Annotated in this window: 11 protein-coding genes, 1 riboswitch and 1 other annotated feature; of the genes, 4 read left to right on the top strand and 7 right to left on the bottom strand. The window is 40.2% G+C overall.

Annotated elements, in window-relative coordinates; genetic code table 11:
- Positions 1-23: 23 nt before the first annotated feature.
- The 4 genes from ACZSMY_RS10495 to pckA form a co-directional block, all read right to left on the bottom strand.
- Positions 24-815: an ABC transporter permease gene (locus ACZSMY_RS10495; protein ID WP_139089033.1), complete on the bottom strand. Its 792-nt coding sequence runs from the start codon at positions 813-815 to the stop codon at positions 24-26.
- A complete protein-coding gene (locus ACZSMY_RS10490) occupies positions 802-1,608 on the bottom strand; it encodes an ABC transporter ATP-binding protein (RefSeq protein WP_042530700.1) in 807 nt (268 codons plus the stop codon). Before ACZSMY_RS10490 ends, ACZSMY_RS10495 begins: the two co-directional genes overlap by 14 nt.
- A gap of 12 nt (positions 1,609-1,620) precedes the next feature.
- Positions 1,621-2,607 (bottom strand): ABC transporter substrate-binding protein, encoded by a 987-nt coding sequence (locus tag ACZSMY_RS10485; RefSeq protein WP_193065452.1) that lies wholly within the window; start codon positions 2,605-2,607, stop codon positions 1,621-1,623.
- A gap of 199 nt (positions 2,608-2,806) precedes the next feature.
- Positions 2,807-4,393, bottom strand: coding sequence for a phosphoenolpyruvate carboxykinase (ATP) (pckA, locus tag ACZSMY_RS10480; protein ID WP_193065451.1), 1,587 nt, complete (start codon positions 4,391-4,393; stop codon positions 2,807-2,809).
- Between the two features lie 183 nt (positions 4,394-4,576).
- Positions 4,577-4,682, top strand: a riboswitch (SAM riboswitch).
- Between the two features lie 168 nt (positions 4,683-4,850).
- On the opposite strand from pckA, the gene metK reads away from it, so the two are divergent.
- On the top strand, positions 4,851-6,050 hold the full coding sequence (gene metK / locus ACZSMY_RS10475) for a methionine adenosyltransferase (RefSeq protein WP_042530704.1): 1,200 nt from the start codon (positions 4,851-4,853) through the stop codon (positions 6,048-6,050).
- 54 nt (positions 6,051-6,104) lie between these two features.
- On the opposite strand, the gene ACZSMY_RS10470 is transcribed toward metK, so the two are convergent.
- Positions 6,105-6,632: a gamma carbonic anhydrase gene (locus tag ACZSMY_RS10470; RefSeq protein WP_042530706.1), complete on the bottom strand. Its 528-nt coding sequence runs from the start codon at positions 6,630-6,632 to the stop codon at positions 6,105-6,107.
- 503 nt (positions 6,633-7,135) lie between these two features.
- On the opposite strand from ACZSMY_RS10470, the gene ACZSMY_RS10465 reads away from it, so the two are divergent.
- Positions 7,136-7,525, top strand: coding sequence for a hypothetical protein (locus tag ACZSMY_RS10465; protein WP_042530708.1), 390 nt, complete (start codon positions 7,136-7,138; stop codon positions 7,523-7,525).
- Positions 7,526-7,533: 8 nt separating this feature from the next.
- Here the strand turns inward: ACZSMY_RS10465 and mnmM are convergent, their stop codons facing one another.
- Positions 7,534-8,106, bottom strand: coding sequence for a tRNA 5-(aminomethyl)-2-thiouridylate-methyltransferase MnmM (mnmM, locus tag ACZSMY_RS10460; RefSeq protein WP_465147769.1), 573 nt, complete (start codon positions 8,104-8,106; stop codon positions 7,534-7,536).
- Between the two features lie 238 nt (positions 8,107-8,344).
- Positions 8,345-8,568, top strand: a binding site (T-box leader).
- Between the two features lie 110 nt (positions 8,569-8,678).
- Here mnmM and leuS point away from each other — a divergent pair.
- Positions 8,679-11,093 carry a leucine--tRNA ligase gene (gene leuS / locus ACZSMY_RS10455; RefSeq protein WP_256704935.1) on the top strand — a complete coding sequence of 805 codons (2,415 nt, stop codon included), beginning with the start codon at positions 8,679-8,681 and terminating at the stop codon, positions 11,091-11,093.
- 96 nt (positions 11,094-11,189) lie between these two features.
- On the opposite strand, the gene ACZSMY_RS10450 is transcribed toward leuS, so the two are convergent.
- Positions 11,190-11,948 carry a hypothetical protein gene (locus ACZSMY_RS10450; RefSeq protein ID WP_042530713.1) on the bottom strand — a complete coding sequence of 253 codons (759 nt, stop codon included), beginning with the start codon at positions 11,946-11,948 and terminating at the stop codon, positions 11,190-11,192.
- Between the two features lie 120 nt (positions 11,949-12,068).
- On the opposite strand from ACZSMY_RS10450, the gene ACZSMY_RS10445 reads away from it, so the two are divergent.
- Complete coding sequence (locus ACZSMY_RS10445) at positions 12,069-12,377, top strand: rhodanese-like domain-containing protein (RefSeq protein WP_042530715.1); 309 nt, start codon at positions 12,069-12,071, stop codon at positions 12,375-12,377.
- The last annotated feature ends 398 nt before the right edge of the window (positions 12,378-12,775 follow it).

The raw sequence follows: 12,775 nt of genomic DNA, 5'->3' as shown, positions 1-12,775 counted from the left end.
AGCAGTCAGCTGAGCGCTGGCTGCTATTTTCGGATCAGCATCTGCTCTATTTTTTCTACGGTTTTGTACATAATCGCCGCAAGGATAGCGATGATGACAAGGCTGGACATAACAAGCGTAAAATCAAATACCTGAAAGCCGTAAATAATTAAATATCCTAACCCCTGTTTGGAAACTAAATATTCCCCGACAATAACTCCTACCCAGGATAGCCCGACATTCACCTTTAAGGTGGAGATAATAGCTGGTAAGGAGGCAGGAAAAACCGCTTCTTTAAAGCATTGCCATTTTGTTGCTTCAAAGCTCCGCAACACTTTTAAATAATTTTGGTCTACCTCGTTGAAAGCCGCAAATACAACAAGGGTGGTAACAATAACAGAAATAATAAATCCCATCGCAATGATGGATAAATAGCCGGGACCAAGTGCTACGATGAGTATCGGGCCGAGAGCCACTTTTGGCATCGCGTTAAAAACTACCAGATAAGGATCCATGACTTTCGCAAAACGATGAAAGCTCCAGAGCATAGAAGCAATGATAATCCCGGCAATTGTGCCGATCAAAAAGCCGAGGATGGTTTCAAGCAGCGTAATCTGAATATGACTGAGTAAGGATCCCTCTAAGAGTCGACTCCATATCGAGCTGAATACCCGGCTGGGCGAGCTGAAGAGCAGCGGATCTATCCAGTAAAACCTGCTGGCTGTCTCCCAGAGAGCAAAAAATAAAATTAAAATAGACAGCTGCCAGGTCAGTACAATCTTAGCCTCTTTTTTTAATTTTTGCTGATAGAGTGCAAATAACTTAGGGCCGTTCATAAGCATCCTCCTCTAGAGGCTTTACTGTATCTTTTTGCTGGTCTAAGTCCGCCCAGATTTTATCGAAAAGCCGGCTGTATTTTGGATGCTTTCTTGCCATAAACGGTGATTCATTTCGTAATTCAACAGGCACGTCATATACTTTTTCAATTGCACCGGGATGCGAAGACATCAGAATAATCCGGTCGCTCATTGAAATAGCTTCCCCAATATCATGTGTTACCAGAATCGCTGTTTTTTGATAAGCTTTTAATAAATCAGCTACCAATACTTCCAGTTTTAGCTTTGTCTGAAAATCCAGAGCAGAAAAGGGTTCATCCAGTAAGAGAATTTCCGGCTCTGTGATAAGTGTTCTGATTAATGCCGCCCGCTGCCGCATCCCTCCTGATAATTCATTAGGGTATTTATCTGCGACATTTTCTAGACCGACTTCTTCCAAAAGGGCAATTGCTCTTTGCTTTAAATCCTCTGGCTGCCGTTTTCTGATTCTGGGTCCAATGAGCACATTATCAATAATATTTTTCCAGGGAAACAGATAATCCTGCTGGAGCATGTAACCGATTTCTAAATCGCTTCCCTCTATTTTCTTACCGTTCACTAAAATATTGCCTTCAGCAGGTTGCAGCATTCCAGAGATAAGAGAGAGCAGCGTAGATTTACCACAGCCGCTTGGTCCGAGCAATGAAATGAATTCATTCTTTTTCACAGAGAAAGAGATATTGTGCAGCGCTTCTGTATATTGTTTTTTGGAGAAGTAGTAATGAGATACCCGGTCTAATGTAAGATAAGACATTGTTGGCCTCCTTTATTCCCCGATAATCCGCTCTGCATACTCTGTGTTGACGAGATCTTCATAGGGAGCGTCTCCAGGGAGTTCTCCAGCTTCATCCATAATATCTTTTAGGTTTTCCCAGGCATCCTCTTTCAGCAGTGGAGATGTCGCAAAGGATCCCTGCTGTTTATAACGGTCGATGGCATTCGCGAGCATTTCTACATCGGTATCTTCAAAATATGGCTCTACCACTTCGGCAATTTCTAACGAATCTGTTTCCTGCACCCATTGCTGTGCTTTATAGATTGCTCTGGTAAATGCTTCGACCGTTTCCTCTTCTTCATCTAAAAAGCTTTGCTTTGCCATGAAGACAGTGTACGGCACTTGCCCGGATTCTTCTCCGAAAGAGGCGACAATCTCACCCTGGCCATTCGCTTCAAAAATACTTGCGGTTGGTTCAAATAACTGCACATACTCATAATCGCCGCTGGCAAAAGCGCCTGGAATATTTGCAAAATCAATATTCTGAACTAAATTTAAATCTTCTTGAGGGTTGATATCATGCTGCTTCAAAACATACTCTCCAACCATCTGGGGCATTCCGCCGACACGCTGGCCGAGAAAATGGCTGTCGCGTAAATCCTCCCAATTAAATTCTTCATCTGCATCCTTGGCTACTAAAAATGTGCCGTCTGTCTGAGTCAGCTGGGCAAAGTTCACGGCGTAATCCCTGGAATCCTGAGCATAGACATAGATAGATGTTTCTGAGCCGACCAGCGCAATATCTGCGCTGTCAGATAACAGTGCTGTCATTGTCGTATCGCCGCCCCATGTTGTTTGCAAATCAACCTCCAGTCCTTCTTCTTCGAAAAAGCCTTTTTCTAAAGCAACATATTGCGGTGCATAAAAAATAGATCGTGTGACTTCTGCAAGGTCTATCTGGGTCATTTTATTTTGATTACAGGCACTAATGAGAAGCAGAGAACAAATCAATAGAATGAAACAAGCAAGCTTTCTCATTTTCTTCTTCCTTCCTTTCTCAAAAAACTGTTCTTGAATATCTTCTATAAATATATGTTTCGCGGGATGATTGTGTGAACGCCTAGAATTTGGAGATTTTGTGAGGTGAAAAGGAAAGAGCAGCAAGAAAAAAGAGTAAATCCAAATTGGAGTTTACCCTTTTAACGCGTGAATATGCTATTTTGGAGAAGCTGTTTGATTATACTGGACGATACAGCGGACCAGCCTGTTGAATTGTTTCGCTGACTTCCGTGAATTTCTCGAAATTCATATGAAATTTTCCAGCTAATTTTTTAGCTTCCAATTCATAACTTTCCTTATCCGCCCAAGCATTTTTAGGAACAAGCACTTCATCAGGAACACCTGGAATGGATTTTGGAATAGCCAATCCGAAAATTTCATCTGTTGTTGTTTCCGCGTCATTTAACTCGCCGATTAAAGCGGAATGCACCATCGCACGCGTGTAGGATAATTTCATTCTCGTTCCCACACCGAACATGCCGCCGGTCCAGCCAGTATTAATCAGAAATACATTTGCATCAAATTTATCAATTTTTTCTCCGAGCATTTCTGCATAGACAGATGGATTTAATGGTAAAAACGGAGATCCGAAGCATGCTGAGAATGTAGCTACAGGCTTAGTTACACCACGTTCTGTACCAGCCAGTTTGCTCGTGTATCCGCTTAAGAAATGATACATTGCCTGCTCTTTTGTCAATTTACTGATTGGCGGCAAAGTACCGGAAGCATCTGCGGTCAGGAAAATAATTGTATTTGGATGTCCAGCCACACTTGGCTCTAAGCTGTTATCAATATTTTCTAATGGATAAGCTGCCCGTGTATTTTCTGTTAACGAAGTATCATCATAATCCGGGACGCGTGTATCTTCATCCAAGGCGACATTTTCCAGAACAGATCCGTAGCGGATCGCATCAAAGATTTGCGGTTCTTTTTCTGCGGATAAATTAATGCATTTTGCATAGCAGCCGCCTTCAATATTAAAGACACCCTCGTCACTCCAGCCATGCTCATCATCACCGATTAATCTTCTGTCAATGTCAGCTGAAAGTGTGGTCTTTCCAGTTCCGGATAACCCGAAAAATAAAGCAACATCGCCTTCATCTCCAACGTTAGAGGAGCAATGCATGGACAGAACATTTTGCTCAGGGAGCAGGAAATTAGCTACAGAGAAGATAGATTTTTTTATCTCTCCAGCATATTCTGTTCCGCCGATAAGCACAATGCGCTGTTCAAAGGAAATGAGAACAAAAGCCTCGGAGTTTGTACCGTCAACTTCCGGGTCTGCTTTAAAACCGGGAGCGGAGATTACTGTAAAATCAGCTTCATGTAATTGCTCCATGTCTTTTTCAACAGGAATAAATAATTGTCTTGCGAATAAATTATGCCAAGCGTATTCATTGATTACCTGAATAGGCAGTTTGTATTTTTCATCCGCACCCGCATAAGCTTGCAGGTGAAAAATTTCCTCTTGGTTATCTAGATAGGCAATCACTTTGCCCAGCAGCTGATTAAAGACTTCCTCTTCAATAGGCTGATTAACATTTCCCCAGTCTACCTTATCCGCTGACAAAGCATCTTTTACAATAAATTTATCTTTTGGAGAACGTCCCGTGTATTTTCCAGTGGTGGCACGGACCGCGCCAGTAGATGTTAATTTTGCTTCATCACGATGAATAATTTTTTCAATAAGCTGGCCAACAGAATAGTTGCTGTAAATATTAGTTAAAGTGAGCTCCTCCAGTATACTTCTCCGCAATATTTTCATAAAGCAATTATTCACTCCTTAATTAATGGTTTAGAATTGATTTTATCTTGAAATATGTTTATTAGTATAACACATTAAATATAATAGTCCATACTAATTTATGAAAAATTATTTTTTCTGTCACAAATGATAATAAGGTTGACAGGAGAGGCTTGTTTCGTTAATCTAAATATTGAACGGATACTCTTATTTGGAGATGGTGGAGGGACAGTCCCGATGAAGCCCAGCAACCTCACTTGAAGTGAAAGGTGCTAACCTGATGCAAGGATCATTCCTTGAACAATAAGAGCGAAAGGCCAATAAGTTTTCCTTTCCTCATATATTTTGAAGGAGAGGTTTTTTTGTTTTTAGGAGACTTTTTAAATATCCTCTAAAAAATGAAACCACATTGGGTGGAATGATAAATTTATATTGAAATAGAGTTCCGTAACATTATTGGAGAAGGGGAGTTAGCCTTATGGCTGCAAATCGTCGTTTATTTACTTCTGAGTCAGTTACTGAAGGGCATCCGGATAAGATGTCTGACCAAATTTCAGACGCTATTCTGGATGAGATTCTCTCGAAGGATCCGAATGCCAGAGTAGCTTGTGAAACTACGGTTACAACTGGAATTGTTTTAGTTGCCGGAGAGATTTCTACAAGTACATATGTAGATATTCCTGCAATTGTACGTGAAACAGTACAAGGAATTGGCTATACACGGGCAAAATATGGTTTTGATTCAGAAACATGTGCTGTATTGACTGCTATTGATGAGCAGTCTCCTGATATTGCCGGCGGTGTGGATGTTGCGCTGGAAGCAAGACAAGGACAAGAAAGCGAAGAAGAAATCGAGGCAATTGGTGCCGGTGACCAGGGATTAATGTTTGGTTATGCATGTAATGAAACTGAAGAGCTGATGCCTTTACCAATTTCTTTAGCACACCGTTTATCCAAAAGATTAGCAGATGTCCGGAAGGAAGAGATTATCGGCTATCTGCGTCCAGACGGGAAAACACAGGTAACCGTTGAATACGGTGAAGATAACCAGCCGCTGCGTGTAGATACGGTTGTCATTTCCGCGCAGCATCATCCGGATATTACGAATGAACAAATCGAAGCGGATATTATTAAACATGTTGTCGAAGCTGTTGTACCCGGTGAATTACTGGATGAAAAAACAAAGTACTATATTAACCCGACCGGGCGCTTTGTTTTAGGCGGTCCGCAAGGCGATGTCGGCTTGACCGGAAGAAAGATTATTGTAGACACTTATGGAGGCTATGCCAGACATGGCGGCGGCGCTTTTAGCGGTAAAGATGCAACGAAAGTGGATCGTTCTGCTGCATACGCGGCCCGTTATGTTGCTAAAAATATTGTTGCTGCAGGTCTTGCTGATTCTTGTGAGGTTCAGCTGGCTTATGCGATTGGCGTTGCACAGCCCGTTTCTATCTCAATCAATACGTTCGGTACAGGGGAAGTCAGTGAAGAGAGATTAGTGGAAGCAGTCCGGGAGCTTTTTGATTTGCGTCCGGCAGGTATTATCCGCATGCTTGATTTAAGAAGGCCAATCTTTAAAAACACAGCTGCTTACGGCCATTTCGGACGTACAGATATTACATTCCCATGGGAAAAAACAGATAAAGTCGAAGAATTAAAAGCGTTGACTGCAAAATAAAAAAACGTCAGGTGTTTGAAGATGCCTGACGTTTTTCTTTGGAATAGGATGGTTTTACTCATTTCCGCCCATGTTTGTTTCTTTTAAATAATATTGTCCTTTTTCCACATAGGATTTACGGATGCGGTCCATTTCTTGATAGTCTTTATCGGTTAATTCACGAACCACTTTAGCCGGCCTACCCATAGCTAATGTGCGGGGCGGTATTTTTTTGCCCGGCGGCACCAGACTTCCTGCGCCGACAAAAGCATGCTCCCCGATCTCTGCGCCATCTAAAATAATGGACCCCATGCCAATCAGCGCATGATGGCGTATAATTGCTGAATGCAAGGTGACTTGGTGTCCAACAGTGACATCATCTTCAAGAATTAACGGCATATCAGGACTTTGATGCAGCATAGAGAGATCCTGGACATTGGTACGCTTACCTATTTTTGTCGGTGCTACATCACCGCGAATCACCGTATGAAACCAAATACTTGCTTCTTCTTCAATCGTCACGTCTCCGTTGATTACTGCATTTTTGGCAATGAATGCGGCAGAATCAATAGACGGGGTTATTCCTTTATATGATTCAATCATTTGTATTCCTCCAACTCAGTCATATTGATTAAAGTATATCAAAGGAAATATTATCTGGAAAGGCAGTTCTAAATGAGTTGATTTTAGTACTGAATGAAGGAGAAAGACTTGTTATTCCTATCGTAATCTCCTAATTGTAGGCATATATTCTAAGTCATTTGTTTGATGTGGATAATAAGTTTGAATGTAGATTTATTTCTTTTTATCCTCTACAGATACGCATCTTTTTATGGTAGAATAAATAAGCTGGTTACTTAAGGATAGTAATAACATAAAGAGATAAACAGAAATGCTATTCTAAGTAATTTCCACGTTGTTGATTTGACAATGGGAGCAGTAACAGATGTTCCAGTCATAACTGGAATAAGTAATTGTATAAATCTGTTTTAATCTCGCTATGGATAATGGGACATCCATACAAACAGGCGGACTTTTACAGAGAGAGAAAGTTTTGCATGTGGCGCAGAGAACTGATTTATCGTTAAAAATGGGGTTGTACTTTCATGTTGATTCAAATTGTAATAGGGATTTTATTTTTTATCGGTGTCTATATACTGATAAGCGATGAGCAAAAATGGCTGCGTCTGACAACATTTGGTTATTTTATTTTGCTAACTATTATTTTTGCAGCCGGATATATGAATCAGTTGAACAGCCTGCAAGACCCTGAACTGGGTGACCTTTCTGCATTGCGCGACTGGGTTTATCTATTTGGATATTTATATTCTGTCCCGCTCATGGTTGTATCAGCTTATATTTGGATTCCCTATCCCAAAAAATATAAGACACTTCGCTCCCGTGTGCTCATGATTTCATTTATTATATTTATTATCATGACAGCCGGGCACTTCTTAAATTTATTCTTTCGATTACTATTTTTAGGAATTGCATAAGAAACGCTCTATGATGCAGAGCGTTTCTTTTTTTCGATAGCAATTAAAAAAGGTGCTTGATTTTGCTGATTGATAAATTGGTACCTGAGCACTTGATATTCTTTTTGATTTAATTGTGAAGCGTAAGAAAGAACCGCTTCTTTTTCTTCCCCGCCGCCCGGGTGTCCATAATAAATAACCAGAACGATCAGACCGTTTGTTTTCAGTTTTTTCAATATCGCTTCAACCGAGGCGATGGTGGAGGGCGCTTTTGTGACTATTGATTTATCGCTTTTTGGCAAATAGCCAAGGTTAAAAATAGCGCCGCCAAAAATTTCTTCTTTAATATTGCTATGTATCTTTTCATGGCTGTCCTGAATAAGGGTTACATTATGACAGTCATTTTCGTAAAGTGTCGCTTTCGTATTTTGAATGGCCTGCTCCTGGATATCAAATCCATATACCTTGCCGGAAGGGCCGACAGTCTGGCTTAAAAATAATGTATCATATCCGTTTCCACAGGTCGCGTCGATAGTTGTATCTCCTTCTTTCAGGCTTTCTTTTAAAAGTGCATGTGCGCAGGTTAAAACATTTAATAGCATGTTACTGTCTCCTTCTGTATTTTTTCCAATGGAAATATGCTGTATTTCATTATAACAAGAAAAACGGTAAAATGTTTATTGCTCCGCTTCCAATTGAATAGTCAACAGTCTGTATTATATTTTTCCTCGTGATATGGTTTCCAATTATAAAAATAAGTGTATACTAAGAAGTAAGATACGTCAGGTCAACTTGACACGGAATATTTATTTCATTATAATTCCAGTATCTATCATAAAACGAAAGACGATGAAAAAGGATTAGTAATAGGTTTTATCAGTTTTAGAGAAGCAGTGGGTGGTGAAAACTGCTACTGATAGACGTATGAACTCACCTTTTTAGTTTGCAGTAATGAAATCAGAGTAGTTACTGTCGTTTCATCAACGTTACCGATGTCAAGCGAGCGCTTCTTAGCGTTAATTTGGGTGGTACCGCGGGAATAAACACAGCTTCTCGTCCCTTCATTGGGATGAGTGGCTTTTTTTATACCTGATTTTATAAGAAATCGGGATATAGATGTCCGTGCCGTATGTGATTGAACGATACAAGAGTCAGGACGAAAGGAAGGATTATAATGAGCTTTCAACATCAGGAAATCGAGAGAAAATGGCAAAAATATTGGGATAACAATCAAACATTCAAAACAAATACATTTTCTAATAAAGAGAAATTTTATGCACTTGATATGTTCCCTTATCCATCCGGCCAGGGGCTGCACGTTGGCCACCCGGAAGGTTATACGGCAACTGATATTTTAGCCAGAATGAAAAGAATGCAAGGATATGAGGTCATGCATCCGATGGGCTGGGACGCTTTTGGACTTCCGGCAGAGCAATATGCCATTGATACAGGAAACAGCCCTAAAGAATTTACAGAAGCAAATATTCAAACCTTTAAGAGACAGATTAAAGAGTTAGGCTTTTCTTATGATTGGGACCGGGAAATCAATACAACAGATCCTCATTATTATAAGTGGACACAATGGATTTTCAAAAAGCTTTATGAAAATGATTTGGCTTATATGGATGAAGTGGCTGTCAACTGGTGTCCTGCTCTTGGAACGGTGCTTGCCAATGAAGAAGTAATTGATGGGAAGAGTGAACGCGGGGGGCATCCGGTAGTTCGTAAACCGATGAAGCAGTGGATGCTTAAAATAACGGCGTACGCAGATCGACTGCTTGCTGATTTGGAAGAATTGGATTGGCCGGAAAGCCTGAAGGAAATGCAGCGTAACTGGATTGGGCGTTCCGAAGGGGCTGAGGTGACCTTCTCCATTGAAGGACATGAGGAAACCTTTACTGTATTTACAACACGTCCGGATACATTGTTCGGAGCAACGTATGCTGTTATGGCACCAGAGCATGATTTTGTTAAAAAAATTACAACCGCAGCACAAAAAGAAGCTGTGGAAAAATATTTGCATGACGTACAAACGAAGTCTGATTTAGAACGTACGGATCTTGCCAAAGAAAAAACAGGTGTATTTACGGGAGCCTATGCGATTAATCCTGTTAATGGAGAGAAGATGCCGATCTGGGTAGCAGATTATGTATTGATGAGTTACGGAAGCGGAGCAATTATGGCAGTTCCTGGACATGACGAGCGTGACTATGAATTTGCTTCTGTGTTTGATTTGCCAATCAGAGAAGTAGTCGCTGGCGGAAATATAGAAGAGGAAGCTTATACAGGAGACGGACCCCATGTTAATTCTGGATTTTTGGATGGACTGGATAAAGATGAGGCTATTTCTAAAATGATTGAATGGCTGGAAGAAAATAAAAAAGGGACAAAGAAAATCACGTATCGTTTGCGTGACTGGCTTTTTGCAAGGCAGCGTTATTGGGGAGAGCCGATTCCAATCATTCATTGGGAAGATGGCAGCATGACTGCTGTGCCGGATGAGGAGCTTCCATTGGAACTTCCGGAAATGACCGAGATTAAACCATCGGGAACTGGAGAATCTCCGCTTGCCACGAATGGAGATTGGGTAAATGTAGTTGATCCGGAAACAGGAATGAAGGGCAGAAGAGAAACAAATACGATGCCGCAATGGGCCGGCAGCTGCTGGTACTTCCTGCGCTATGTTGATCCGCATAATACGGAACAGCTTGCTGATCCAAAAGCATTGGAGGAATGGCTTCCAATCGACATATATATCGGCGGAGCAGAGCATGCTGTGCTTCACTTGTTATATGCACGTTTCTGGCATAAATTCCTTTATGATATTGGAGTTGTTTCCACGAAGGAGCCTTTCCAAAAATTATTTAACCAAGGGATGATTCTTGGAGAAGGTAATGAGAAAATGAGTAAATCAAAAGGAAATGTTGTTAATCCGGATGATATTATTTCTTCTCATGGCGCAGATACGCTAAGATTGTATGAAATGTTTATGGGACCATTAGATGCTTCTGTTGCCTGGTCAACAAATGGTTTAGATGGCTCCCGGCGTTTCTTGGATCGTGTTTGGAGACTGTATATCAATGATGATAATTCATTAACAGATAAGATTACAGATGAAGCTGCAACAGAATTAGATAAGGTTTATCATGAAACGGTTAAGAAAGTGACAGAGGACTTTGAGAATCTTCACTTTAATACAGGTATTTCTCAAATGATGGTATTTGTAAATGAATGCTACAAAGCAGAATCAATCCCGAAAAATTACGCAGAAGGCTTTGTGAAGCTTCTTTCTCCAGTCGCTCCGCATATGTGTGAAGAGATTTGGCAAAAGCTGGGCAATGAAGATTCTATAAGCCTTGCTGGCTGGCCTGCTTACGATGAATCGAAGCTGGTGGAAGAAGAAGTGGAAGTTGTTTTGCAGGTGATGGGCAAGGTACGTGCGAAACTAAGCGTTCCAGCAGGTACTGAAAAAGACGACCTTGAAAAAATGGCTTTAAATCAAGAAAGTATAAAAAAATGGCTGGACGGGAAGACAATTCGAAAAGTGATTGTTGTTCCAGATAAACTTGTTAATGTTGTAGCTAATTAATCCATTTTCTCTAACTGAAAACCGGGCTATAATCAAAATTCGCTTGGCAGAAATTGATTATAGTCCGGTTTTTCTATGTTTTCTTTATAAAAAATACTAACTGGAGGAATTATCCAAACGCGGAAGATCTGTTTGCAAGTCTGTTTCTAGCAGCATCCATTTCCCCTCATCATACATCCAAATCGATTCCACGGTTCCAATTCCGTCTGCATGATAAGCACCACTTATTTGCTGAAAGCTCTTAAGACCTTTTTGACCTTCATCGTCTAAGTCAATGATGTCAAAAAATGCAACAGGATCAATCATAAGTGTTGTAGGTTCCAGAAGTTTACCCTGCTCATCGTATAGCTTTAAACGGATATATTCTTCTTTTTGGCCCGAGACATCTAAAATGATGGGGTCTTCATCTGGAAGCAATTGAATGGACACTCGAAAACCATCCATAAATTCCCCTTTCACGGGCTGCTCTACTGGCAGTGGAAGCTCGATAAAATCATCTTTTTCCCATTGATTTAACTGAGAAGTATATAATCCGCCGCTTCCGCCGGTAGGACTCTGATAAAGAATATCCATGACACCGTTGTGAGTTAATTCTGCAAAATGTAATTCGGGATCGTATCCTCCACCATAGTTTATCCGCCATGTTTTATCAGTAGAGGGGCTGGAAATTTCAACCCAAATATCTTGATAATAAACACCATCTGCAGCAAATAATTTTCCTTTTAACTCTAACAGCTCTTTCTCTCCATCTCCTGTAACATCCTCTTCATACGTTTGGATTAGCATCGCATCATTCGAAGCTGCTTCTGCCGGAGCGAAAAAGAGAGCTAAAAACAATAAACTGATATAAGCCATCAATAACACCTTCTATTCATAAAATAATTAAGTTTTGCCTTAGTTTAATCAAACGATTTGAATCCTATTCATAATGCATTTAATATAATAAAGAAGGAAAACAGAAGGAGATGAGAGAAAATGGCAGATATAAAAGAGCTTACACCGGCAGAAGTGGATACTATCAGAGAAAACGATAATATTCAGTTGATCGATGTCAGAGAAGATGAAGAAGTAGCACAAGGAATCATTGAAAATGCTTTGCATATTCCTTTAGGCGATATACCGGCTGCTTATGAGAAATTAGATAAAGATAAGGAATATATTATGATTTGCCGGTCTGGAAGAAGAAGCCATAACGCAACCGCTTTTTTACAAGAGCAAGGGTTTAATGTATCAAACATGAGCGGCGGAATGCTGGAGTGGGATGGAGAAATTATTATTAAATAATTCCATAAGCGTGACGAATTTATAGACTCTATAGAGGATATTCCGCGGGAAAATAAATTCCCGCGGGATTTTTATGCTGAGCAGGAGTAAGGTAACCAGACAATACGAGATTTATAATTTAATGAAGGGAGTACAAAAAAGGACATAATACAGCTTTATTTAATCCCTTCATTAGATAAAAAGAAATTTTCTCGTTTTGTGTTGACTTAATTTGTCGATAATGCTATAATAAATTTCCAGCGTTGAGTTAGCGCTTTTGTAAAAATAATTTTATAAAAAAGTTGTTGACGCAGCATTGGTTATCTGATATATTAATAAAGTTGCTGATTTGAAACAGCAACAAACAAAATTGCTCTTTGAAAACTGAACAAAACAACCAGTACGAAAGAAGAAAGACA

This window comes from Oceanobacillus sp. B139/18 (genome assembly GCF_055524595.1).
This window is presented reverse-complemented; position numbering and strand designations above follow the sequence as displayed.

Excerpts from the sequence above, each read along its gene's own strand:
- ACZSMY_RS10485 (WP_193065452.1), bottom strand. The coding sequence starts at position 2,607 with ATGAGAAAGCTTGCTTGTTTCATTCTATTGATTTGTTCTCTGCTTCTC.
- ACZSMY_RS10465 (WP_042530708.1), top strand. The coding sequence starts at position 7,136 with ATGTTGATTCAAATTGTAATAGGGATTTTATTTTTTATCGGTGTCTAT.
- mnmM (WP_465147769.1), bottom strand. The coding sequence starts at position 8,106 with ATGCTATTAAATGTTTTAACCTGCGCACATGCACTTTTAAAAGAAAGC.
- ACZSMY_RS10450 (WP_042530713.1), bottom strand. The coding sequence starts at position 11,948 with ATGGCTTATATCAGTTTATTGTTTTTAGCTCTCTTTTTCGCTCCGGCA.
- pckA (WP_193065451.1), bottom strand. The coding sequence starts at position 4,393 with ATGAAAATATTGCGGAGAAGTATACTGGAGGAGCTCACTTTAACTAAT.
- ACZSMY_RS10495 (WP_139089033.1), bottom strand. The coding sequence starts at position 815 with ATGAACGGCCCTAAGTTATTTGCACTCTATCAGCAAAAATTAAAAAAA.
- ACZSMY_RS10490 (WP_042530700.1), bottom strand. The coding sequence starts at position 1,608 with ATGTCTTATCTTACATTAGACCGGGTATCTCATTACTACTTCTCCAAA.
- leuS (WP_256704935.1), top strand. The coding sequence starts at position 8,679 with ATGAGCTTTCAACATCAGGAAATCGAGAGAAAATGGCAAAAATATTGG.
- ACZSMY_RS10445 (WP_042530715.1), top strand. The coding sequence starts at position 12,069 with ATGGCAGATATAAAAGAGCTTACACCGGCAGAAGTGGATACTATCAGA.
- ACZSMY_RS10470 (WP_042530706.1), bottom strand. The coding sequence starts at position 6,632 with ATGATTGAATCATATAAAGGAATAACCCCGTCTATTGATTCTGCCGCA.
- metK (WP_042530704.1), top strand. The coding sequence starts at position 4,851 with ATGGCTGCAAATCGTCGTTTATTTACTTCTGAGTCAGTTACTGAAGGG.